This window comes from Pantoea sp. SGAir0215 (assembly GCF_043543215.1).
Genome location: NZ_CP028031.1, coordinates 2,004,146 through 2,029,360 on the forward strand (window position 1 = coordinate 2,004,146; position 25,215 = coordinate 2,029,360).

A 25,215-nucleotide genomic window follows, 5' to 3' on the forward strand; every position below is an offset into this window, starting at 1 on the left:
AATTAAGATCAGGTTATTAACAACTTACTTATCGTTCTTAACCAATCCGTCAAGATAACGCTCTGCATCTAACGCAGCCATACAACCGGTACCGGCAGAGGTAATGGCCTGACGGTAGATATGGTCCATGACGTCACCCGCGGCAAACACGCCAGGGATACTGGTTTGCGTGGCATTACCATGCAGGCCGGACTGTACCTTGATGTAGCCGTTTTCCAGCGCCAGCTGACCATCGAAAATCGCCGTATTCGGGCTGTGTCCGATAGCAACAAACAGGCCGGCAACATCCAGCGTTTCGGTCTCTTCGGTATTCAGCGTTGAACGTAGCGTCAGGCCCGTCACGCCCATCTGATCGCCGACCACTTCTTCCAGCGTTCTGTGTGTATGCAACACGATATTGCCGTTGCTGACTTTTTCCATCAGGCGGTCAATAAGGATTTTCTCTGCGCGGAAGCTGTCGCGGCGGTGAATTAAATGCACTTCAGAGGCGATATTCGCCAGATAAAGTGCTTCTTCAACCGCGGTATTTCCGCCACCGATAACGGCGACTTTTTGGTTGCGGTAGAAGAAACCATCACAGGTCGCACAGGCCGAAACGCCTTTGCCTTTAAAAGCGTCTTCCGACGGTAAGCCCAGATAGCGTGCTGATGCACCCGTGGCAATAATCAGCGCATCGGCAGTATATTCGCCACTGTCACCGGTCAGACGGAAGGGACGGTTCTGCAGATCGACCGTATGAATATGATCGAAAATAATTTCCGTGTTAAATTTCTCGGCATGCTCATGCATACGTTCCATCAGCGAGGGACCTGTCAGATCATGCGGGTCGCCCGGCCAGTTTTCCACTTCCGTCGTGGTGGTCAGCTGACCGCCTTTTTCCAGCCCGGTAATCAGTACTGGATTCAAATTGGCGCGTGCAGCATAGACGGCCGCGGTATAACCTGCCGGACCAGAGCCCAAAATGAGCAACTTACTGTGTTTAGCCGTACTCATGCGTTCCTCAGTTTTATTCACCTGACATAACCTGCGATTGTAGGGAATATGCCGTAGCAATGACAACACTTGCGCACTTTTGTTAGCGATTGCTGCAAACGGCGTAGACGATGAATGGCTTTTTCGCCTGCCTCCTGTGCCAAAAGGGGGCAAAAATTCAGTTTACAGACCACCATCGCACGAAAATACTCATTTAAAAACAGTGACCCAGCGAAGTGTCTGGCATCTTGTCCTGAATTTAGACATTTTACTTTGACAATCGCCTGCGCATTTGCGAAAACAGTGTGAGAAGCGAATAACTTAGTCTGAACAAAACGGGTGTTGCCGCCGGGTTTTGGGCAGAGTACCGAACGAATTTTATCGTCTGATATTGGTCATGACGCATGCGGTGGACAGACAGCATGCGTCATACAAATAGGTACGAATGCGCTCAGACGCCGTTATTTCACTTCAAAAATGCCCCGAACAATGACCGTTTTCAGGGGATGGCAGGTAAAGGGAAGGAATGAAGAGAGACAATAATAATGGTAGATAATAAGAAACGCCCCGGTAAGGATCTCGACAGGATCGACAGAAACATTCTCAATGAATTGCAGAAAGACGGTCGCATCTCAAACGTGGAACTTTCCAAACGTGTAGGATTATCTCCTACACCTTGTCTTGAGCGTGTACGCCGTCTTGAACGCCAGGGATTCATCCTTGGCTATACTGCGCAACTCAACCCTCACTACCTGGATGCTTCATTACTGGTATTTGTTGAGATTACTCTGAATCGTGGCGCACCTGATGTGTTTGAGCAATTTAACGCCGCTGTGCAAAAACTTGAGGAAACTCAAGAGTGTCACCTGGTTTCTGGTGATTTCGACTACCTGCTTAAAACGCGCGTGCCTGATATGTCCGCTTACCGCAAGCTGCTGGGTGAAACCTTGCTGCGCCTGCCAGGCGTAAACGACACGCGTACTTATGTGGTGATGGAAGAGGTCAAACAGAGCAATCGTCTGGTGATCAAAACGCGCTGATGCGTGGCAGGTGCAAAGCCTGGGAAATTTCGGTACACTCCTGTGAATACATACAGGACCAGCGTCGGGTGAGCCCGACGCTGTTGTTTCTTACTTTACAGGCACCTGGAGAGATCTCTTGAGCCAGGAATACACAGAAGATAAAGACGTTTCGTTACAGTCGCTGAGCAGCGGACGCCGTCTGCTGGAAGCGTTACTTATTTTGGTGGCATTGTTCGCCATCTACCTGATGGTTTCCCTGGTCAGCTTTAATCCTTCCGATCCGAGCTGGTCGCAAACGGCCTGGCATGAACCTATCCATAACATGGGTGGCACAGTCGGCGCATGGCTGGCTGATACGTTGCTTTTCATCTTTGGTGTGATGGCCTATGCCATTCCGCCGGTCATACTGGGGCTGTGCTGGATAGCGTTTCGCCAGCGGGATAACCAGGATTATGTGGACTACTTTGCCATTGGTTTACGCTTAATCGGTGTCCTGGCCCTGGTCGTCACCACCTGTGGGATGGCCGCGCTCAACGCGGACGACATCTGGTATTTCGCTTCCGGAGGCGTCATTGGCAGCCTCGTCAGTAATGCCATTTCACCCTGGTTCAGTCCGGCAGGTGGCACACTGACTTTGCTCTGCATCTGGGCCGCAGGGATCACGCTGTATACGGGCTGGTCATGGTTAACCATTGCGGAAAGAATCGGTGGCGTGGTCATGGGCGTGCTGACATTCGCCAGCAACCGCTCACGTCATGATGAACCCTGGCATGAAGAGGACGAAGCAGACGATTATCACGAGAGCGCGCCCGTCCTTCATGCTCAGACGGACGACGACGATGACGTATTGCTAACCGCGCCGCGTAAGGCGCAGCCCGATCTGGATGCGCATGATCCACTGTTAGCCAGGGCCGCCACCGCCACCCGCGCCGCTGTTGCGGCCACAGCCGAAGTATCTGCGACCACGACACCGACGGCAACCGCTCAGGCTACTGCCACAGCACCTGCGCAGCCTGCTGCCGCAACAATGGCGGCAACGCCTGTCAGTGCGCCATCAGCTTCACCTGAGCCTGAACAGGTTGCAGCGACGCCTGAACCTGTTTCGCCTGTTGCGGCATCGCCTCATCCTGCCCCGGTGATGACGCACATTGCACCGCGCGAGCCGGTGTCACAGGAGAAGCCTCTCACTGAACCGCCGCGCTACCGCTTTGAGTTACCGGACGATGCACCGGCGGCTGCCCCGCACTTTACCGCTTATGAGGATGACGAACCCAAAATGGGGAACTGGCGTGAAGCTACGTCGGCAGCCTCGCTGAACAGCGCTGCCGTCGCCGGTGCTGCGGCAACCGCAGCATCGTCAGCATCCTCACCGCTGTTTGAACCTGTCCCTGAAACGGTGTCGAATCCACAGGTGAAACAGGGGATTGGTCCGGCGCTGCCGCGGCCTAATCCGGTTAAACTGCCTACCCGACGTGAGCTGGCCTCGTACGGTATTAAACTGCCTTCACAGCGTATGGCGGAAGAAAAAGCCAAACGTGCTGAACTGCCGTCATCACAACCTACGAAAGAAGATACGTCACTCACTGACTGGTCAGCAGAGGAGCAGGATGCGCTGCAACAGGCAGAGTTGCGTCAGGCGTTCCAGTCAGAGCAGCAGCAACGCTATGGCGAAAGCTGGCAGCAGGACGACGCGCACGAGGACGATGAGCTGGCATTGCAGCAGGCCTCGCTGGCGCGTCAGTTCGCACAGCAGCAGCAACAGCGCTATGAAACGGTGCCTGAAGACAATGCACCCGTTTTCAATCTGGATACGTCAGCGGCCTTCGATTTCTCCCCAATGAAGGACCTGGTCGACGATGGCCCTGTCGAGCCGCTGTTCACCATTGCAGCATCGCCGGACGTCAGCGAGGTCGCGCCACAACATGAGCCCTGGCAGCACGTTCAGGCTGCACCAGAACAGCCTGCGGCTCAGCGTGTAGAATCGGCCCAGACCTTTGCGGCCGATCATTTTGCCGCGCCTGCGCAGCAGCCGGAGCCGGTCACGGAGGCGAAGCCATCCGTGCATGACAGCCTGATTCACCCCTTCCTGATGCGTCACGAGCAGCCACTGGAAAAACCTTCTACACCCTTACCGTCACTCGATCTCCTGACCGCGCCGCCGGAAGAGGAAGAACCGGTTGATATGTTCGCCCTTGAGCAGACAGCAAGACTGGTTGAAGCGCGTCTGGGTGACTACCGCGTCAAGGCCGAGGTGGTGGGCATTTCGCCAGGACCTGTGATTACCCGTTTTGAACTGGATCTCGCGCCGGGCGTGAAAGCGGCGCGTATCTCTAACCTGTCACGCGATTTGGCCCGCTCCCTGTCGACTACGGCAGTGCGTGTGGTTGAAGTGATCCCTGGCAAACCCTATGTTGGTCTGGAATTACCCAACCGACATCGCCAGACCGTTTACCTGCGTGAAGTGCTGGATTGTCCAAAATTCCGTGACAATCCCTCGCCGCTGTCTGTGGTGCTGGGTAAAGATATTGCCGGCCAGCCAGTCGTCGCCGATCTGGCTAAAATGCCACACTTACTGGTAGCGGGTACAACCGGTTCCGGTAAGTCCGTCGGCGTGAATGCGATGATCCTCAGCATGCTGTATAAAGCCACGCCGGAAGATGTGCGCTTTATTATGATTGACCCCAAGATGCTCGAGCTTTCCGTTTACGAAGGCATTCCGCATCTGCTTACCGAAGTCGTGACCGATATGAAAGATGCGGCGAACGCGCTGCGCTGGAGTGTCGGTGAGATGGAGCGTCGCTATAAGCTGATGTCGGCGTTGGGTGTACGTAATCTGGCCGGCTACAACGAAAAAGTGGCGCAGGCGGATGCAATGGGGCGGCCGATTCCCGATCCGTTCTGGAAGCCAGGCGACAGCATGGATATGACGCCGCCAGTGCTGGAAAAACTGCCTTACATCGTGGTGATGGTGGATGAGTTCGCCGATTTGATGATGGCTGTCGGTAAGAAAGTGGAAGAACTGATTGCACGTCTTGCACAGAAAGCGCGTGCGGCGGGAATCCACCTTGTTCTGGCAACCCAGCGTCCGTCAGTTGACGTCATTACCGGCCTCATCAAAGCCAACATTCCTACCCGTATCGCGTTTACTGTCTCAAGTAAAATTGACTCGCGAACCATCCTTGATCAGGGCGGTGCAGAATCGTTACTGGGGATGGGCGATATGCTTTACATGCCGCCCAACTCATCAATGCCGGTGCGTGTTCACGGTGCCTTTGTGCGCGATCAGGAAGTACATGCTGTCGTGCAGGACTGGAAAGCGCGCGGGCGTCCGCAATATATTGAAAGCATTACGGCGGGCGAAGAAAGTGAAGGCGGGGGCGGCATTGACAGCGATGAAGAACTCGATCCGTTGTTCGATCAGGCTGTTGCCTTTGTGGTGGATAAGCGACGCGCCTCGATTTCGGGCGTACAGCGTCAGTTCCGTATCGGTTATAACCGTGCTGCGCGCATCATTGAACAGATGGAAGCACAGGGCATCGTCTCGTCACCGGGCCACAACGGTAACCGTGAAGTGCTCTCTCCACCACCCCATGATATGTAAAGCCTGAACGATAAGCTTTGAAACACAAAACACTGAGCCAGTTTCCACTGGCTCATTGTTTTTTAGCGGTTAACCCCCATAGTTGATTAGTGTTTCGGTTTTTTCTCCTGTATTAAACGCAGGACAGCGACCAGGCTTAGTCACGTGATCAACGGGAAACGATTTAATAAGGATTTAAGCAGATGAAATTACGCGTAATCGCCTTAGGCCTGCTGGCCGCTTTGGGGTCAGCCAACGTTCTCGCCGATGCGTCGAGCGACCTGCAACAGCGCCTTAATAAAGTTAACAGCTTCCACGCCAGCTTTACTCAAAAGGTGACCGATGGCAGCGGTGCCAACGTGCAGGAGGGTGAAGGCGAGCTCTGGGTTAAGCGCCCCAGCCTGTTTAACTGGCATATGACCGCACCCGACGAGAGCATCATTATTTCTGACGGGAAATCGTTATGGTTCTATAACCCGTTTGTTGAACAAGCTACGGTCAGCCTGTTAAAGAATGCGACCAGCAATACACCGTTTATGTTGATTGCCCGTAACCAGGCCAGTGACTGGCAGCAATACAACGTAAAACAGCAGGGTGACAAATTTGAACTGACGCCGAAGAAAAGCGATGGCAACCTCAAGCAGTTCACGATTGATGTGACGCCAGATGGCACCATTAATCAGTTTAGCGCCGTCGAGCAGGATGGGCAGCGCAGTAACTACCAGCTAAAGAGCCAGAAAAACGGCCCGATTAGCCCGGATAAATTCACATTCACCCCGCCAAAAGGCGTCACGGTGGATGACCAACGTCAGTGAGGTGGTAGTGGGTAACCTGTCCCTGGATTTTTCCAGTGAAGATTTTAAACCGCTGGCCGCGCGTATGCGGCCAGCAACCCTGAAGCAATACATTGGACAGCAGCACCTGCTGGCTGCGGGTAAACCGTTGCCGCGCGCGATCGAAGCGGGGCACCTGCACTCCATGATTCTCTGGGGACCGCCAGGGACAGGAAAAACAACGCTGGCCGAGATTATCGCTCACTATGGCAATGCGGACGTTGAGCGTATTTCTGCGGTCACCTCTGGTGTCAAAGAGATTCGTGAAGCCATTGAACGCGCAAGGCTGAGCAAGCAGGCGGGCCGCCGCACTATCCTGTTTGTAGATGAAGTCCATCGCTTCAACAAAAGTCAGCAGGATGCGTTTCTTCCCCATATTGAAGACGGCACTATCACGTTTATCGGTGCCACGACAGAAAATCCCAGCTTTGAGCTTAACTCCGCACTGCTGTCACGTGCTCGTGTCTATTTACTTAAATCCCTGACCACAGAAGATATTGAGCAGGTGCTTGACCAGGCGATGCAGGATGCCAGTCGGGGTTATGGCAACAGCGATATCCTGTTACCTGACAATACGCGGCGTATGATTGCGGAACTGGTCAACGGCGATGCACGTCGTGCTCTGAATACGCTGGAAATGATGGCCGATATGGCCGATATGGCCGAAACCGACGGCACAGGCAAACGCGAGCTGACGCCCCAGTTGCTGACCGAAGTGGCGGGGGAACGGTCTGCCCGGTTCGATAATAAAGGCGATCGCTTTTATGACCTGATTTCTGCCTTGCATAAATCCGTCCGGGGATCGGCACCGGATGCCGCCCTATACTGGTACGCTCGTATTATTACCGCCGGTGGCGATCCGCTGTATGTCGCGCGTCGGTTACTGGCCATTGCGTCTGAAGACGTCGGCAATGCCGATCCACGAGGCATGCAGGTGGCTATCGCGGCCTGGGACTGTTTCACCCGGGTTGGTCCGGCAGAAGGGGAGCGAGCGATTGCGCAGGCCATTGTCTATCTCGCCTGTGCGCCAAAAAGTAACGCCGTCTATAACGCGTTTAAGGCGGCGATGCGTGATGCACGCGACCATCCAGATTTCGATGTTCCCGATCATTTGCGCAATGCCCCCACGAAGCTAATGAAAGAGATGGGGCTGGGCGAAAGCTATCGCTATGCGCATGACGAAACTAATGCCTATGCTGCGGGTGAAGTCTATTTCCCACCCGAAATGGCGCGAACGCGTTACTATCATCCCACTCAACGCGGTCTTGAAGGCAAAATTGGCGAAAAGCTGGCCTGGCTGACTGAACTCGATCAAAATAGCCCGACAAAACGCTACCGCTGAAACAGACGTTGCGGTAATGTGGTCAATGTTTTCAACGCATTCCAGCGGGAGTGCGTCCCCTTCTTTTAACTCATAAATACACAGGATAAGCATGCTCGATCCCAATCTGCTGCGTAATGAGCCAGACGCAGTCGCAGAAAAACTGGCACGCCGAGGATTTAAACTGGATGTGGAAATGCTGCGTTCGCTCGAAGAGCGTCGCAAAGTCTTGCAGGTTGAAACGGAAAACCTGCAGGCCGAGCGCAACTCCCGCTCCAAATCCATCGGTCAGGCCAAAGCACGTGGGGAAGACATCGAGCCACTGCGTCAGGAAGTGAACAGCCTGGGCGAACGCCTGGATGCGGCTAAAGCAGAACTGGACGCGCTGCAAAATCAGATCCGCGATTTCAGCCTGGCGCTGCCGAATCTTCCTGCGGATGAAGTGCCGCTGGGGAAAGACGACACGGAAAACCTGGAAATCAGTCGCTGGGGTGAACCCCGCCAGTTTGATTTTGAGGTGAAAGATCACGTTGAGCTGGGCGAAGCGGCTAAAGGGCTGGACTTTGCTGCGGCAGTGAAACTCACCGGCTCACGCTTCGTGGTTATGCAAGGCCAGATTGCTCGCCTGCACCGTGCGCTCAGCCAGTTCATGATTGACCTGCACACGGAACAACATGGTTATCTGGAAACTTACGTCCCTTACCTGGTTAACCATGCGACCTTATACGGTACAGGCCAGTTACCTAAGTTTGGTGAAGATCTGTTCCATACCCGTCCGCTGGAAGAAGAATCCGAAAGCAGCCATTACGCGCTCATTCCGACCGCTGAAGTGCCGCTGACCAACCTTGTGCGGGATGAAATCGTTGAAGAAGAGAGCCTGCCGCTGAAGCTTACGGCACATACACCCTGCTTCCGCTCTGAAGCAGGCTCCTATGGCCGTGATACGCGTGGGCTCATCCGTATGCACCAGTTCGACAAAGTTGAAATGGTACAAATCGTCGCGCCTGAAACCTCTATGGATGCGCTGGAAGAGCTGGTTGGCCATGCTGAAAAAGTGTTGCAACTGCTGAACCTGCCGTATCGCAAGGTCTTGCTGTGCAGCGGTGATATGGGCTTTGGTGCGACAAAAACCTACGATTTAGAAGTATGGTTACCGGCGCAAAATACCTACCGTGAAATCTCTTCTTGCTCAAACATGGGGGATTTCCAGGCTCGCCGTATGCAGGCGCGCACCCGCAATAAGCAGGATAAAAAACCGCGTCTGGTGCATACCCTGAATGGCTCGGGCCTGGCCGTAGGACGTACGCTGGTTGCCGTGCTGGAAAATTACCAGCAGCAGGACGGCCGCATCGCCGTGCCAGAGGTATTACGTCCTTATATGAACGGCCTGGAATTTATTGGCTAAGCGTTCATCCTGTCTAAAATAACCCAGCTCAGGCTGGGTTTTTTTATCTTTACCGCGAGGCATCCTCAACACGTTTAAAATTTATCACAAATAAACATTATCGATGACGACGCGGGCAGAAAGCGTAAAAATCCAGATTATCATAGAGATAGCGCAAAGTTATCTGATGCCTGACAGATGGCTAACTTACTGAAGATAAATAATTTAAATGGTCACGCAGCAAAATGTGCTGCACCCTCATTCCTCCCGTTGACTTTACAACGCGCGATGGCAAACTGCGCGCAATTTCCTTCATTTCTTTTGGTTTTTATCCCCTATGTCGACCTGGTCACGTCCTGTGATATTGCTGCTCTGCGGCCTGTTATTAATGACAGTTTCCATTGCGGTACTGAATACGTTAGTGCCCCTTTGGCTGACGCATGATGCGCTGGCAACATGGCAGGTAGGCGTGGTGAGTTCGTCGTATTACACCGGTAACCTGCTGGGCACTTTAGTGGCTGGCTGGCTGATCAAGCGATACGGTTTTAACCGAAGCTATTACCTGGCGACCGGCCTTTTTGCGCTGTCGACACTGTGCATGCTGGCGCTGGAAGGATTCTGGGCATGGACATTGCTGCGCTTCACGGCCGGTATCGGCTGCGCGTTAGTCTGGGTCGTGGTGGAAAGCGCATTGTTATGCAGTGGAACAGTACGTAACCGTGGGCAGTTGCTCGCTGCCTATATGATCGTCTATTACCTGGGTACGGTTGCCGGACAACTGCTGGTGAGCAAACTGTCTACCGAATTACTGAGTGTGATTCCCTGGGTAACCGCCACGGTCATCAGCGCCATCTTACCGTTAATCTTCACACAGGTTTCCGCCAACAGCGATACCGTAGAAGCTACGCCAGGCGGACGAATTTTACCTATGCTGCGTCGTCGCAGTTCTCGTCTCGGTATTAACGGCTGTATTATTTCTGGCATTGTTCTGGGATCGCTGTACGGCTTAATGCCGCTCTATCTTTCTCATCAGGGTATGAGTGATGCCAACGTGGGTTACTGGATGGCCTTGCTGGTGAGTGCCGGCATTGTCGGGCAATGGCCGATTGGTCGGCTTGCTGACCGCTTTGGCCGCATGATGGTACTGCGAGTGCAGGTATTTGTGGTGATCCTCGGGGCGATTGCGATGCTGACAAATGCCGCGATGGCCCCAGCCCTGTTTGTGCTGGGGCTGGCAGGTTTTACGCTTTATCCGGTCGCCATGTCATGGGCCTGCGAAACCGTGGCGCACCATGAACTGGTGGCAATGAACCAGGCGCTGTTACTGAGCTACACCGTGGGCAGCCTGGCCGGACCAAGCATGACGGCCATGCTGATGCAAAGTTATTCCGACCGTCTGCTGTTCGTTATGATCGCGGCGGTAGCGCTGGTTTACTTAGTCATGTTACTGCGTAAGGCCGATCATCATGCCACGCCAGTGGCACATGCCTGATCATAACGATAACCAGGCGGTGACAGGGCGCCTGGCTTAACCTTCGCCGTCTGGCTGCGCTGACTGTCAGACGGTTATCGTTTACTGACTGCGGTGACGTGGCCTGTCAATACATCACTTCATGTCCGTAGCTGGCAAGAATATGCTTGACCCGTTCCATGGTCGCTTTACTGGGCGGTTTTACACCGTCGAGCTTGTACTCTTTACCCATCGCAATCCATTTATGCTTACCCAGCTCGTGATAAGGCAGAAGCTCAATCTTCTCCACATTTGCCATATCCTGCGTAAATGCACCTAAGCGATGGACACTGTCATCATCATCAGAATAGCCGGGCACGACGACGAAACGAATCCACGTCCGTTTTCCTTTCTTCTGAAGATAGCGCGCAAAATCGAGTGTGCGATGATTCGACACACCGACAAGAATCTGGTGGATGTCATCGTTCATCTGCTTGAGGTCAAGCATCACCAAATCTGTTGCATCCAGTAATTCATCAATAACGGGATCGTAGCGGCGGACAAAGCCGTTGGTGTCAAGGCAGGTATGAATGCCCTCAGCTTGACATGCGCGAAACCAGTCGCGCACAAACTCCGCCTGCAAAATGGCCTCACCGCCTGAAGCCGTCACCCCGCCCCCGGACGCATTCATGAAATGGCGATAAGACAGAACGTCCGCCATGAGCGCGTCGACGGTAATTTCTTTGCCGCAATGCGTGTCCCATGTATCACGGTTGTGGCAGTACAGGCAGCGCATCAGGCAGCCCTGAAAAAAGGTGATAAAACGGATGCCGGGACCGTCTACGGTTCCGCATGATTCAAATGAGTGGATGCGACCAATGGCAGACATTGCGATGTATTCTCCTGATGAGCCTGCGAAGCAGGTGGCGCACTCTCCGGTGCGCTCTGAACGGGAAATCAATTTTGGTGGTTATCCGTCATACAGACAGCGACCAAACCTGACTTGAAAGAAGAGGCTCCATGAAGGAGCCTCAAGGGCGAACTAGAGTGACTGGGTAAAGGTACGGGTAATCACGTCCTGCTGCTGCTCTTTAGTGAGCGAGTTAAAGCGAACGGCATAGCCCGAAACGCGGATGGTTAACTGAGGATATTTCTCAGGGTTATCCATCGCGTCCATCAACATTTCCCGGTTCATCACGTTAACATTCAGGTGCTGGCCGCCTTCAATACTGGCCTCATGATGGAAGTAACCATCCATTAGTCCTGCCAGATTGGTTTTACGTACATTATCATCTTTGCCAAGCGCATTAGGCACGATGGAGAAAGTATAAGAGATACCGTCTTTAGCGTACGCAAAGGGTAATTTCGCTACCGAGGTCAGCGATGCTACCGCTCCTTTCTGGTCGCGACCGTGCATGGGGTTAGCGCCAGGGCCAAAGGGGGCGCCTGCACGGCGGCCGTCTGGCGTATTACCGGTTTTCTTGCCATAAACGACGTTAGAGGTAATGGTCAGAACGGACTGCGTTGGCACCGCGTTGCGATATGTTTCCAGTTTCTGAATTTTCTTCATAAACCGTTCAACCAGGTCGCATGCCAGGTCGTCCACGCGCGGATCGTTGTTACCGAACTGGGGATAGTCGCCTTCGATGTCGAAATCAATTGCCAGGCCATCTTCATCACGCACGGGTTTCACTTTGGCATATTTAATGGCTGAGAGTGAATCCGCAGCCACAGACAGTCCGGCGATACCGCAGGCCATGGTGCGGTAAACATCACGATCGTGCAGCGCCATGAGTGACGCTTCATAGCTGTATTTATCATGCATGAAGTGGATGATGTTCAGTGCGGTGACATACTGTTTTGCCAGCCAGTCCATGAAGTGATCCAGACGGGCCATCACGACGTCGAAATCGAGCACTTCATCCATGATTTTGGCTTCTTTCGGCCCCACCTGCATTTTCAGTTTTTCGTCCATGCCGCCGTTGATCGCGTACAGCAAGGTTTTTGCCAGGTTGGCGCGGGCACCAAAGAACTGCATTTGCTTGCCGACAATCATAGGGCTGACACAGCAGGCAATGGCGTAATCATCGTTGTTAAAGTCAGGACGCATCAGGTCGTCATTTTCATACTGCAGTGACGAGGTGTCGATTGAAACTTTAGCCGCATATTTTTTGAAGTTAACGGGCAGTTTTTCAGACCACAGAATGGTCATGTTTGGTTCAGGGGAGGGGCCCATGGTGTACAGCGTGTTCAGGAAACGGAACGTGGTTTTACTGACCAGCGTGCGACCATCAACGCCCATCCCCGCCAGCGATTCGGTGGCCCAGATAGGGTCACCAGAAAACAGTTCATCGTATTCTGGTGTACGCAGGAAGCGGACCATGCGCAGTTTCATGACCAGATGGTCAATCAGTTCCTGTGCCTGCTCTTCGTTCAGTTTTCCTGCCTGGAGGTCGCGTTCGATGTAGATATCGAGGAAAGTCGACACCCGGCCAAAAGACATGGCCGCGCCGTTCTGTGATTTAACTGCAGCCAGATAGCCATAATAGGTCCACTGAACGGCTTCAGCCGCGTTGGTGGCCGGGCCAGAAATATCATGACCGTATTTGGCTGCCATCGCTTTAATTTGTTCAAGCGCCCGATGCTGATCAGCAATTTCTTCGCGCAGGCGAATCGTGGCTTCCAGGTTTACGCCGTTTTCAAGATCGTTTTGCAGTGAGGTGAACTGAGCAAACTTATCCGCCATCAGATAATCAATGCCGTACAGGGCAACACGACGATAATCACCGATGATGCGTCCACGACCATAAGCATCAGGCAGGCCGGTCAATACGCCAGATTTACGGCAGCGTAAAATGTCAGGTGTATAAACATCAAAAACACCCTGGTTATGCGTTTTGCGGTATTCCGTGAAAATCTTTTTCAGAGACGCGTCGAGTTCACGACCATAGACCTTGCATGAGCCTTCAACCATTTTGATACCGCCAAAAGGAATAATGGCGCGTTTCAACGGGGCTTCGGTTTGCAGGCCAACAATTTTTTCCAGTGATTTATTGATGTAACCGGCATCGTGGGAAGTGATGGTTGAGGCAAGATCGGTATCAAAATCGACTGGTGCATGGGTGCGGTTTTCAATTTTGATGCCTTCCAGCACGCTCTCCCACAGTGTTGTGGTGGCCTCGGTGGCACCGGCCAGAAAGGACTCGTCGCCTTCATAAGGCGTATAGTTTTTCTGAATAAAGTCGCGTACGTTGACGCTGTTCTGCCATTCGCCTTCAGTAAATCCCTGCCAGGCTGAAGCGAGTTTTGCATTACGTTCGGTCATAATATACCTGCCTTATTTAAGGAGACTTTTGCTCTCGGGCGTACCAGGCTGCGATATGCCGTTGAGACAGGATTAGTGCGTTTCTTTACCACCGCGTAAGTAAATTACCCAGTAGGTCAATCCGACTAGCAGGCCGCCGCCAATGATGTTACCGAGCGTGACCGGAATCAGATTGTCGAAAATAAAGTTTTTAACGGTGAGGGCCGGGAACTGTGCTGCTGTGGCCCCTGCGGCCTGCCAAAACTCAGGCCCGGAAAAGTCGCGTATCACGATCGCGAAAGGAATCAAAAACATATTGGCGATACTGTGTTCAAAACCACAGGCGACAAACATGGCCACCGGCAAAATCATAATCAGGCTTTTATCGGTCAATGTCCGTCCTGAATAGCTCATCCAGACCGCCAGACAGACCATCAAATTGGCCAATGTGCCGAGGCAAACGGCTTCGATAAAAGTATGATGCATTTTATGGTCGGCTGTTTGCAGGACGTTTAATCCCCACGCGCCGTTTGCCACCATCTGTTCACCGGAGAACCACATGAGCGTGACGAAAAATAACGCGCCAGCCAGGTTACCGATATAAACGGTTATCCAGTTTCGTGCCAGTTGCCCCCAGGTGATGCGTCCACTGGCTTTGGCGACCACAATGAGGACGGTAGATGTGAACAGATCGGCACCGCATACCACGACCAGTATGAGTCCCAGTGAAAAACAGATGCCGCCGATCAGTTTTGCCAGGCCATAAGGCACAGCACCGCTGCCCGTGGTAGCCGTGATGTAAAACACGAAAGCAATCGAGATGAACATGCCCGCAGTAAAGGCCAGAAAGGTCGTGGTGAGGGGATGTTTAGTGGCTTTATAAACGCCAGCATCTTCAGCCACTTTCGCCATCGCGGCGGGTAATAACAGATTAAAAGGATTGTCAGCTTTCACACTAACTCACTCCAAAAGTTGTCTGAAAAAATGATAACAAAGGCAACAGTTACAGAAGTTGATTTGGATCATGATCAGCCATGCAAGGACGGAGCGTGTTTCACTGAAAGACGGGATTTTTGGGGTTAATTTATTGAAATATAATGATTAAAAATATTTTAAATTATGCAATTTTTGTTTAAGAGATGGCGGTGTGCCGTCAGGACGATCTCTGCAGAGTTAACGAAATGCATCTGTTATGTTGCTTTAAATAATGATGATAAAAACGCTGAACAATACATCCCTTAAATACTTATTCTCAAAAAAAGAAAGGCACCCATTAAATAAGGTGCCTGTGAGATTATTATCGCTTTATCCTGAAACAGAGCCGCGAAAGATTAGGCGTTTTTCCAGTAAAGACGTTTCGCCTTTTGCAGCTTTTCATAGGCAGCAAGCAAAGCCTGATGAGCAGGGAAAGCCTTAAGATCGCTGTCTACCGGCTGGAGGCCATTGAAGGCCGCCTCACCGCTGATTGCGGCCGAGGCGGCGTCGACAGCGTCAGCACCATACATACGCACAAAGGCTGCGTGATACTCAAGCGGATTCCGCTCATCTTCCATCGCCAGCAGCAGCAGAGTTTGCAGACAGCGGTAATAATTTGCACGCTCCGGGCTGAATACGGAGCCATTAAATTCCATTGTCCATTCCGTCCAGATCAGCGCCTGATCGAGATCACCGCCAGCCAGGGCCAGCATGGCTTTGAGTTCGCCAATGCGCAGCGTGTACCAGCCGTTATCTTTGCCTGTCGCCAGTCCCAGCAACTCGCGGACACGCGTGAAGTCATCAAAACCTTCTTCGTCCAGCTGAGAAATTAAATCCAGGTACTCTTCAGGATTCCAGTTGCTGCCGGGCAGGGCCAGAAGCGTTTCACGAATACCTGCACCCATGCTGTTATTCGCCAGCAACAAGTCTTCAGCCGGATAAATATCTGACATACCGGGCACAATAATGCGGCAGGCATACACACCGAGGTGCTCATAATCAGCGATGTAAACGTCCTGACCTTCGGCTTTGAAAATCGCCATGAGCGTACTGAATTCCTGCTCGGTGGTGCCATCAAATTTCCAGTCAACGAAGGGATAATCCGCTGTTTCTTTAAACAGATCCCAGGAGATCAGGCCGCTTGAATCGATAAAGTGGGTTTCCAGGTTGGCGTGCTCTGCCACTTCTTCATCATCAAACGTGGGCGGCGTGAACACATCCAGATCTTTCAGGCTGCGGCCCTGAAGCAGTTCGGTAACGGTACGCTCCAGCGCGACACCAAAATCAGGGTGCGCGCCAAAAGAGGCGAAACAGGTGCCGTTGGCAGGATTAAACAGCACAACGCAGATAACCGGATATTTCCCACCCAGTGATGCGTCATAGGCAAAAATCGGGAACCCTTCGGCTTCCAGACGGGCGATGGCCTCAACCACATCGGGGTAACGCGCCATCACGGATTCAGGAATGGCAGGCAGGCTGATGGACTCGGCGATGATACGATTTTTAATATAGCGCTCGAAAACTTCTGACAGCCCCTGTACCCGTGCCTCGTTGGCCGTGTTGCCGGCGGACATGCCGTTCGACACATACAGGTTACCGATAATATTCATCGGAATATAAACGGTCTGCTGATCGGACTGACGGGTAAAGGGCAGGGCGCAGATGCCGCGTGTGCTGTTACCCGACTGGAGATCGATTAAATCTGAAGCGGAGAGGGCGTTTTCAGGATCGTAAAAGGCGCGCAGGCGCGCATCCAGGATGCCTTCAGGCAGGCTGTCGTCTTCAGGCAGAGCAAACCATTTTTCATTGGGATAGTGAACAAAATCTCCTTGGGCGATACTGTTGCCAAGCCAGAAATCAGCAAAAAAGTAATTCGTGGACAGGCGTTCAAAATATTCCCCCAGCGCCGAGGCCAGAGCGGCTTTTTTGCTGGCGCCCTTACCATTGGTGAAGCAGAGGGGGCAGTCGCGATCACGAATGTGGACAGACCAGACGTGTGGCACAGGATTCAGCCAGGAGGCTTCTTCAATATTAAAACCCAGATCCTGTAATTTGGTCTGGAAGCGTGAAATGGAGTCTTCCAGGGCGGCATCTTTGCCCGGGATAAAAGTTTGCGTCATGGTGCCGCTCTCTCTGTAAATGGGGAGACATAAAGCGCGCAATGATACGTTTTTTACCGTCTGTTCGCTATTAAGACGCCGCAATTTTACCGTCGTTTTTCTCATGCTTTGTCATCTGAGCCAAAGCCGGGATTGCATGAAAGGAAGCCGCCTCACAATATTTCGTGCCGGATTACATTGGTAATATAACCTTCGGTGCGTCATGCCGAAAAAATGTGACCGCAGTTCGATTTATGATTGCAGCCACCAGAAGGCAGTGATAAAACCGAATCGTTATTCATAACCGTTCGATATGACAGTGGTGAGGGAAATGACGCAAATTTATAATTTTAGCTCTGGGCCAGCGATGCTGCCGAGCGAAGTACTCCGCCGTGCAGAACAAGAACTGACAAACTGGCATGGTCTGGGAACTTCAGTAATGGAGATCAGCCACCGCAGTAAAGAATTTATTCAGGTGGCAGAAGAGGCTGAAGCGGACTTCCGCGATCTGCTGAAAATTCCTTCCAATTACAAAGTATTATTCTGTCATGGCGGCGCACGTGCGCAGTTTGCTGCTGTACCGGGCAATTTACTCGGCAGTGCGACCAGTGCGGACTATGCAGATGGAGGCTACTGGGCTCACAGTGCCATTAAAGAAGCGGAAAAATATTGCTCACCGCGGACGCTGGATGTCAAAACGACCCAAGAAGGTAAGCGCGCCATCCTGCCGATGCGCGAATGGGATGTCAGCGACACGGCCGCCTATTTGCATTTTTGCCCAAATGAAACCATTGACGGTCTGGCTATTGACGAAGAGCCTGACTTTGGTGACAAGGTTGTGGTCGCCGATCTTTCCTCCACCATTCTGTCACGCCCAATTGATATCAAGCGCTATGGTGTGATTTACGCAGGTGCGCAGAAAAATATTGGTCCGGCTGGCCTTACCCTGGTTATCGTACGGGACGATCTTCTCGGCAACGCGCATCAAAGCGTGCCTTCCATCCTTGACTACACCGTTCTGGCTGAAAATGATTCCATGTTTAACACGCCACCTACGTTTGCCTGGTATCTGAGTGGCCTGGTCTTTAAGTGGCTGAAGCAGAAGGGTGGTGTCGCTGAGATGGAAAAAATTAATCAGGCAAAAGCCGGATTACTCTATGGTCTCATCGATAACAGCGATTTTTACCGTAACGATGTGGCACTGCAAAACCGTTCCCGAATGAACATTCCTTTCCAACTGGCTGATGCCTCGCTGGACAGCCTCTTCCTGGAAGAGTCATTTAAGGCAGGTCTGCACGCATTAAAAGGTCACCGTGTTGTGGGCGGCATGCGTGCCTCAATCTACAATGCGATGCCATTGGAAGGCGTTAAAGCGCTGACCGATTTCATGATTGATTTCGAACGCCGCCACGGCTAAGTCTTTCACTGTCAGTGGAATGACTGACACCCGACTCCGCCCTCTGGCGGAGTCATCGTTTTTTAAGGATTACGTTTCACATGCAAGATTCCCTGACCCTTCAGCCCATCGCTCGCGTTAATGGTACGGTTAATTTGCCCGGTTCCAAAAGCGTGTCAAACCGTGCGCTTCTGCTTGCTGCACTGGCGAAAGGTAAAACCCGATTAACTAATCTGCTGGACAGCGACGATGTTAAGCACATGCTTAATGCGCTTGATGCACTGGGTGTTGAGTTCACGCTTTCCAGCGATCGTACGGTGTGCGAGGTGACAGGAAAGGGTGGGCCGCTGCATGCATCACAGCCCACAGAGCTGTTTCTGGGCAACGCCGGCACCGCTATGCGGCCCCTTGCGGCAGCGCTTTGCCTGGGTGAGCAGGATGTCGTCCTGACGGGCGAACCACGCATGAAAGAACGCCCTATCGGGCACCTGGTCGATGCACTACGGCAAGGTGGGGCTACTATAGACTATCTCGAAAATACAGATTATCCCCCAGTCCGCCTGCGGGGTGGGTTTACTGGCGGCGACGTTACAGTAGATGGCAGCGTATCCAGCCAGTTTTTGACTGCGCTTCTGATGATGGCTCCGTTAGCTGAAAATCCTACCCGTATCAGCATTAAAGGTGAGCTGGTTTCCAAACCTTACATCGATATTACTCTGCACCTGATGCGCTGCTTTGGTGTCGAGGTTGAGAATCAGCAGTATCAACACTTCCTGATTAAGGGTAAACAGCACTACCAGTCACCAGGTGAATATCTGGTGGAGGGGGATGCGTCTTCTGCCTCCTATTTTCTTGCCGCAGCCGCAATCAAAGGCGGTACCGTGCGTGTCACCGGCATTGGTCGCAACAGCGTACAAGGCGATATTCGCTTTGCGGATGTACTCGAAAAGATGGGTGCATCAATTGAGTGGGGCGATGACTATATTGCCTGCACGGCCGGGACATTACGCGCTATTGATATGGATATGAACCATATTCCTGATGCTGCCATGACCATTGCCACTGCGGCATTGTTTGCAGAAGGTACGACGCAACTGCGCAATATTTATAACTGGCGAGTTAAAGAAACGGATCGTCTGACGGCTATGGCAACCGAGTTGCGTAAAGTCGGTGCCGAGGTGGAAGAAGGGCACGATTTTATTCGCATCACGCCGCCTGAGACGTTGAAGCATGCCGACATCGGCACGTATAACGATCACCGTATGGCGATGTGTTTCTCGCTGGTTGCGCTGTCCGATACGCCCGTTACCATTCTTGATCCAGGCTGTACGGCAAAAACCTTCCCTGATTATTTTGAACAGCTGCAAAAAATTAGCGAAAACGCCTAATCCCCTCGCCCGATGTCGTGCATCGGGCTCATCATCTTCAGGACGCTTTTCCACGCCAGAGGCCTTTTTCCTGGCTAAATTTCTCATTGCCTCTTCTCAAAAGGTAACTAAGCGTCGTCGGGCAGCGTATAATGCCCGACATTTGTGACGGCCAACCGGCCAAAATGCGCGCAGCAACAGGAGGGAATGATGACAGCAACTGCCCCGGTCATAACAATTGATGGGCCAAGTGGCGCGGGAAAGGGCACCCTGTGCAAGGCGATGGCGGAAGCATTACAGTGGCATTTACTGGATTCCGGCGCAATTTATCGTGTACTGGCCTTAGCCGCATTACATCATCAGGTCGATATTGAGTCTGAAGAGGCGTTAGTGCCTATCGCCGCCCATCTTGATGTGCGTTTCCTTTCTCATCATGGCGAAATGCAGGTCATCCTGGAAGGGGAAGACGTCACCAGCGAAATTCGTACCCAGGAAGTCAGTAATACCGCCTCACGCGTCGCGGCTTTTCCTCGCGTTCGGGAAGCGCTGTTACGTCGTCAACGCGCGTTTCGCGAGGAACCCGGTTTGATTGCAGACGGGCGGGATATGGGCACCGTCGTTTTCCCCGATGCGCCTGTAAAGATTTTCCTTGATGCCAGCCCGGAAGAACGTGCTCAGCGACGTATGCTACAGTTGCAGGAGAATGGCTTTAATGTTAACTTTGATCGCCTTTTAGCCGAGATAAAAGAACGCGACGACCGCGATCGCAACCGCGCTATCGCACCGTTAGTCCCTGCCGCTGATGCTTTGGTGTTGGATTCAACCCAGATGTCCATCGAGCAGGTTATTGATAACGCGTTAAATTATGCCCGCAAAACGCTTGGTATGTAATCTTCCGGCTTAAACGAATGTATTAACCCTGTGCCACGGATCCGGTGCAGGGCATGTGAAACAACCCCATCCGACATGATGTCAGATGGACGTTAAATTGAAGAATCCTAAGATTATCAATATGACTGAATCTTTTGCTCAACTATTTGAAGAATCCCTGAAAGAAATCGAAACCCGCCCGGGTTCCATCGTTCGTGGCGTTGTTGTCTCTATCGACAAAGACGTTGTTCTGGTTGATGCGGGCCTGAAATCTGAATCTGCAATCCCTGCAGAGCAGTTCAAAAACGCAGCCGGCGAACTGGAAATCCAGGTTGGTGACGAAGTTGACGTTGCTCTGGACGCAGTGGAAGATGGCTTCGGTGAAACTCTGCTGTCACGTGAGAAAGCTAAGCGTCACGAAGCTTGGATCACGCTGGAAAAAGCTTACGAAGAAGCTGAAACTGTTACCGGTATTATCAACGGCAAAGTCAAAGGTGGCTTCACAGTTGAGCTGAACGGTATCCGTGCGTTCCTGCCAGGTTCACTGGTTGATGTGCGTCCAGTACGCGACACACTGCACCTGGAAGGCAAAGAGCTTGAATTCAAAGTGATCAAGCTTGATCAGAAACGCAACAACGTCGTGGTTTCACGTCGTGCGGTTATCGAATCTGAGAACAGCGCAGAGCGCGATCAGCTGCTGGAAAACCTGCAGGAAGGCATGGAAGTTAAAGGTATCGTTAAGAACCTCACTGACTACGGTGCATTCGTTGATCTGGGCGGTGTTGACGGCCTGCTGCACATCACTGACATGGCCTGGAAGCGCGTTAAGCATCCAAGCGAGATCGTGAATGTTGGCGATGAAATCAACGTTAAAGTCCTGAAATTCGACCGCGAGCGTACCCGTGTATCTCTGGGTCTGAAGCAGCTGGGCGAAGATCCATGGGTGGCTATCGCTAAGCGCTATCCAGAAGGCACCAAGCTGACTGGTCGTGTAACCAACCTGACTGACTACGGCTGCTTCGTTGAAATCGAAGAAGGCGTTGAAGGCCTGGTACACGTTTCAGAAATGGACTGGACCAACAAAAACATCCATCCGTCTAAAGTTGTAAACGTAGGCGATGTGGTTGAAGTGATGGTTCTGGACATCGATGAAGAGCGTCGTCGTATCTCCCTGGGTCTGAAGCAGTGCAAATCTAACCCATGGCAGCAGTTCGCTGAGACCCACAACAAAGGCGATCGCGTTGAAGGTAAAATCAAGTCAATCACTGACTTCGGTATCTTCATCGGCCTGGACGGTGGCATCGACGGTCTGGTTCACCTGTCTGACATCTCCTGGAACGCGACTGGCGAAGAAGCCGTTCGTGAGTACAAAAAAGGCGACGAAATCGCTGCCGTTGTACTGCAGGTTGATGCAGAGCGCGAGCGTATCTCTCTGGGCGTGAAACAGCTGGCAGAAGATCCGTTCAACAACTACATCACTTTGAACAAGAAAGGTGCTATCGTCACCGGTAAAGTGACTGCAGTTGATGCGAAAGGTGCTACAGTTGAATTGGCAGACGGCGTTGAGGGTTACCTGCGCGCTTCTGAAGCTTCAATGGACCGTATCGAAGACGCTACACTGGTTCTGAACGTCGGTGACGACGTTGAAGCTAAATTTACTGGCGTTGACCGTAAAAACCGCGTAGTGAGCCTGTCTGTTCGTGCGAAAGACCAGGCTGACGAGAAAGAAGCTATCAACACTGTTAACACCAAACAGGAAGAAGGCAACTTCTCAAGCGCAATGGCTGAAGCGTTCAAAGCGGCTAAAGGCGAGTAATCGACCTTGCACCGGGCGGATTCATCCGCCCGGTTTCGGTAAAGGCTGTCATACATTCCTGTAGGGATTAACCGGAGGTTACATGACCAAGTCAGAATTGATTGAAAGGCTGGCGGGACAGCATACTCATATACCGGCGAAAGTCGTTGAGGATGCAGTCAAAGAGATGCTTGAGCACATGGCCACAACGCTGGCACAGGGCGAACGCATTGAAATCCGGGGATTCGGCAGCTTTTCGTTGCACTATCGCGCACCGCGCACTGGCCGTAACCCGAAAACGGGTGACAAAGTGGATCTGGAAGGTAAATACGTTCCCCACTTCAAGCCGGGCAAAGAACTGCGTGACCGTGCTAACATCTACGGCTAAGCCGATACCGAAACGCCTAAACGACATCTCCGGATGTCGTTTTTTTTTGCCCGCGTGATTATGTTCGCTCTCCCGCAAAAAAATGCGTCTGCGCTGCAACGAATTATCCTCTCTGGAAACCCTTTCTTAATTCACTCTTTACGCGCTTTACCCTGAAAGTCTGAAGGACATACTTACGCCAGTTCATCAGCGGGATACGGTATGTTGACATGGATTGGACTGGCGAGACTGGCCTCGCTGACCGCGTTACCCTTACTGATCGTGCCTCAGCTCCCTTCGCGAACGTTTATTATCGTGATGCTGCTGTGTGGCACTTGTCTGGTGGCGATGTCCGTACGTTATGTCCGCATCGCAGGCTGTGCGCTTTTGCTGGCCGCCTGGGGGCTGGTTAATGCGCAATCCCTGGTCAACGACACGGAATGGATGAGTACCCGACCCGCCTGGTTTGTCGTGCAAATTGAAGAGGTAAAACAAGACGCGTCATGTATTCGGGTCAGAATGTTGAAAGCGGGAAACCGGATTTTCTTTCCTCCCCGTTTTGCCTGGCTGTCACTGCAGGATAACGCTACAGCCTATTGTCCGGGGCAGCGCTGGCAAATGCGGCTCAGGTTACGCGCTGTTCATGCCAGACTCAATGAGGGAGAATTCGACGCACAACGCTTTGCCATGGCGAATCATACCCCGGTGCAGGGGCGCATTATCAAGCAACATCCTGTGCAGTCTGAATGCAGCTGGCGTTGGCAGCATATTCGTGGCCACAGGCAACATTACGAACATTTACCCGCTTCGGCTACGCTGGAGGCACTGGCTTTTGGCATTCGCGACAATCTGAGTGAGGCAACCCGTCAGTTGTTACGTGATACCGGAACGGCGCATCTTATGGCCATTTCAGGTATGCACATTGGCCTGGCCGCGGGCACCGGATGGCTACTGGCGCGGGGCAGCCAGTTTTTGTTACCGGCACGCTGCATTAGCTATCTGTATCCGCTCATTGTCAGTTGGCTCTGTGCCGCACTTTATACGTGGCTTTCAGGGGCCCAGGCGCCAGCGCAGCGGGCATTACTGGCACTGACGCTATGGGCAATAACACGTATAACAGGTATACAGCTCAGCCCCTGGCAAATCTGGACGCTCTGCGTAGGGTTGTTGCTGGCACTGGATCCGCTTACCGTTCTCTCGGACAGCTTCTGGCTGTCGGTGCTGGCGGTGGGGATGTTGCTGACCTGGTATCGCTGGTTTCCTCTGGCCGAGCGCTTTCGTGACAGGCGGCGCTGGTTTTTACTGCAACTCCTTCATCTGCAACTGGGAATGATGATCCTGATGGTGCCGCTTCAGGCCGCATTATTTAATGGCATCAGCCTGACCGCGCTGTTCGCTAATCTGTTTGCGATTCCTGTCGTGTCGTTTATTACGGTGCCATTGATACTCATCACCCTGTTGCTACCTTTCCCGGCATTATCAGTGTGGGGGTGGCAGGCGGCCGATCTGTCCCTGCGGTTTCTGTTCTCCGGCCTTGCCCTGCTACCGGCAGGTTGGTGGCCGCTGCAAGGCGCACCTTTCCTGATAATAGTCATATGGGGAGGGCTACTCCTGTGGCGTTCCGGCGTACTGTTCTCCATGCCGTTCAGTTGTAGCGCTGTCGCACTGGCAATCCTGTTTTCCCGCCATGCTAAGCCGGAAGCGCTATGGCGCATTGATATGCTGGACGTGGGGCATGGATTGAGCGTCGTCATCAGCCAGGGCGATGAAGCGGTGCTCTACGATACCGGTCCACGCTGGAAATACAGCGATGCAGGGAGCCGCGTTATTCTGCCCTGGCTTGAACGTAAAGGACTCAGACTGCGGGAGGTTATTCTCAGCCACCGGCATCTTGACCATACCGGCGGGCTGTCGGCTATTCTGCAACATGTTCCTACTGTACGGGTGCGCAGCGGACTTACAGAAAGCGGGCATTTACCCTGTGTACGCGGTACCACATGGCGCTGGAAACGGCTACATTTCCGGGTGCTCTGGCCAGCAACGTCTCCCAACCAGGGGGAAAACAACGATTCATGCGTGGTGAGTGTGGATGATGGAAGCGTCCGTTTGTTACTCACGGGCGATCTGGAAACCGAGGCGGAGCGGCAGTTAGTGCGGCTGGAAAAGCAGCAGTTAAAGGCGGATATTCTGCAGGTACCTCATCATGGCAGCCGGACATCCTCATCGCGCTTACTGCTGCGCAGCATCGCCGGCCATACCGCCATCGCCTCTGTAGCACGCTATAATGCGTGGCGAATGCCCGCGAAGTCCGTGCTGCGAAATTACCGTGAACACGCTTATGACTGGCGTGATACCGGTCAGTCCGGACAAATTAGTATCAAAATAGAGGCAAACACCGTGCAGGTTTTTTCCTTCAGAGAACAATTAGTGCCCCGTTGGTATCATCAGTGGTTTGGCGTCAAACGCGAATCCAGGTAGAA

Annotated in this window: 17 protein-coding genes; 12 read left to right on the top strand and 5 right to left on the bottom strand. The window is 52.6% G+C overall.

Going from position 1 to position 25,215, the window contains the following annotated elements; translation table 11 throughout:
* Positions 1 to 24 precede the first annotated feature (24 nt).
* Positions 25 to 993: a thioredoxin-disulfide reductase gene (gene trxB / locus C1N64_RS09475; RefSeq protein ID WP_033737645.1), complete on the bottom strand. Its 969-nt coding sequence runs from the start codon at positions 991 to 993 to the stop codon at positions 25 to 27.
* Positions 994 to 1,517: 524 nt separating this feature from the next.
* On the opposite strand from trxB, the gene lrp reads away from it, so the two are divergent.
* The 6 genes from lrp to C1N64_RS09505 all read left to right on the top strand — a co-directional run bounded on the left by lrp (position 1,518) and on the right by C1N64_RS09505 (position 10,604).
* A complete protein-coding gene (gene lrp / locus C1N64_RS09480) occupies positions 1,518 to 2,012 on the top strand; it encodes a leucine-responsive transcriptional regulator Lrp (protein WP_006118610.1) in 495 nt (164 codons plus the stop codon).
* Between the two features lie 118 nt (positions 2,013 to 2,130).
* The gene (locus C1N64_RS09485) at positions 2,131 to 5,595 is read left to right on the top strand and encodes a DNA translocase FtsK 4TM domain-containing protein (protein WP_394515448.1); all 3,465 of its coding nucleotides are present in this window, start codon (positions 2,131 to 2,133) and stop codon (positions 5,593 to 5,595) included.
* 182 nt (positions 5,596 to 5,777) lie between these two features.
* Positions 5,778 to 6,389, top strand: a complete 612-nt coding sequence (gene lolA / locus C1N64_RS09490) for an outer membrane lipoprotein chaperone LolA (RefSeq protein WP_006118612.1) — start codon at positions 5,778 to 5,780, stop codon at positions 6,387 to 6,389.
* A 7-nt stretch (positions 6,390 to 6,396) separates the two neighbouring features.
* Complete coding sequence (locus tag C1N64_RS09495) at positions 6,397 to 7,749, top strand: replication-associated recombination protein A (protein ID WP_394515504.1); 1,353 nt, start codon at positions 6,397 to 6,399, stop codon at positions 7,747 to 7,749.
* Positions 7,750 to 7,840: 91 nt separating this feature from the next.
* The gene (gene serS / locus C1N64_RS09500; RefSeq protein ID WP_033737644.1) at positions 7,841 to 9,133 is read left to right on the top strand and encodes a serine--tRNA ligase; all 1,293 of its coding nucleotides are present in this window, start codon (positions 7,841 to 7,843) and stop codon (positions 9,131 to 9,133) included.
* 316 nt (positions 9,134 to 9,449) lie between these two features.
* On the top strand, positions 9,450 to 10,604 hold the full coding sequence (locus C1N64_RS09505; protein WP_006118615.1) for an MFS transporter: 1,155 nt from the start codon (positions 9,450 to 9,452) through the stop codon (positions 10,602 to 10,604).
* A gap of 106 nt (positions 10,605 to 10,710) precedes the next feature.
* Here the strand turns inward: C1N64_RS09505 and pflA are convergent, their stop codons facing one another.
* The 4 genes from pflA to ycaO all read right to left on the bottom strand — a co-directional run bounded on the left by pflA (position 10,711) and on the right by ycaO (position 16,961).
* Positions 10,711 to 11,451: a pyruvate formate lyase 1-activating protein gene (gene pflA, locus C1N64_RS09510; protein ID WP_394515449.1), complete on the bottom strand. Its 741-nt coding sequence runs from the start codon at positions 11,449 to 11,451 to the stop codon at positions 10,711 to 10,713.
* A gap of 153 nt (positions 11,452 to 11,604) precedes the next feature.
* A complete protein-coding gene (gene pflB, locus C1N64_RS09515; protein WP_006118617.1) occupies positions 11,605 to 13,887 on the bottom strand; it encodes a formate C-acetyltransferase in 2,283 nt (760 codons plus the stop codon).
* A 72-nt stretch (positions 13,888 to 13,959) separates the two neighbouring features.
* Positions 13,960 to 14,820, bottom strand: a complete 861-nt coding sequence (focA, locus tag C1N64_RS09520; RefSeq protein WP_033737642.1) for a formate transporter FocA — start codon at positions 14,818 to 14,820, stop codon at positions 13,960 to 13,962.
* Between the two features lie 377 nt (positions 14,821 to 15,197).
* Positions 15,198 to 16,961 carry a 30S ribosomal protein S12 methylthiotransferase accessory factor YcaO gene (gene ycaO, locus C1N64_RS09525; RefSeq protein WP_172912314.1) on the bottom strand — a complete coding sequence of 588 codons (1,764 nt, stop codon included), beginning with the start codon at positions 16,959 to 16,961 and terminating at the stop codon, positions 15,198 to 15,200.
* 310 nt (positions 16,962 to 17,271) lie between these two features.
* Here ycaO and serC point away from each other — a divergent pair, with 310 nt between their 5' ends.
* The 6 genes from serC (at position 17,272) to C1N64_RS09555 (ending at position 25,213) form a co-directional block, all read left to right on the top strand.
* Positions 17,272 to 18,357, top strand: coding sequence for a 3-phosphoserine/phosphohydroxythreonine transaminase (serC, locus tag C1N64_RS09530; RefSeq protein WP_006118621.1), 1,086 nt, complete (start codon positions 17,272 to 17,274; stop codon positions 18,355 to 18,357).
* 80 nt (positions 18,358 to 18,437) lie between these two features.
* The gene (aroA, locus tag C1N64_RS09535) at positions 18,438 to 19,724 is read left to right on the top strand and encodes a 3-phosphoshikimate 1-carboxyvinyltransferase (RefSeq protein WP_033737641.1); all 1,287 of its coding nucleotides are present in this window, start codon (positions 18,438 to 18,440) and stop codon (positions 19,722 to 19,724) included.
* 189 nt (positions 19,725 to 19,913) lie between these two features.
* On the top strand, positions 19,914 to 20,594 hold the full coding sequence (gene cmk, locus C1N64_RS09540; RefSeq protein ID WP_033737640.1) for a (d)CMP kinase: 681 nt from the start codon (positions 19,914 to 19,916) through the stop codon (positions 20,592 to 20,594).
* A 121-nt stretch (positions 20,595 to 20,715) separates the two neighbouring features.
* Complete coding sequence (gene rpsA, locus C1N64_RS09545) at positions 20,716 to 22,389, top strand: 30S ribosomal protein S1 (RefSeq protein ID WP_033737767.1); 1,674 nt, start codon at positions 20,716 to 20,718, stop codon at positions 22,387 to 22,389.
* 82 nt (positions 22,390 to 22,471) lie between these two features.
* The gene (gene ihfB / locus C1N64_RS09550; RefSeq protein WP_003849360.1) at positions 22,472 to 22,756 is read left to right on the top strand and encodes an integration host factor subunit beta; all 285 of its coding nucleotides are present in this window, start codon (positions 22,472 to 22,474) and stop codon (positions 22,754 to 22,756) included.
* Between the two features lie 201 nt (positions 22,757 to 22,957).
* Positions 22,958 to 25,213 carry a DNA internalization-related competence protein ComEC/Rec2 gene (locus C1N64_RS09555; RefSeq protein ID WP_394515450.1) on the top strand — a complete coding sequence of 752 codons (2,256 nt, stop codon included), beginning with the start codon at positions 22,958 to 22,960 and terminating at the stop codon, positions 25,211 to 25,213.
* Positions 25,214 to 25,215 lie beyond the last annotated feature (2 nt).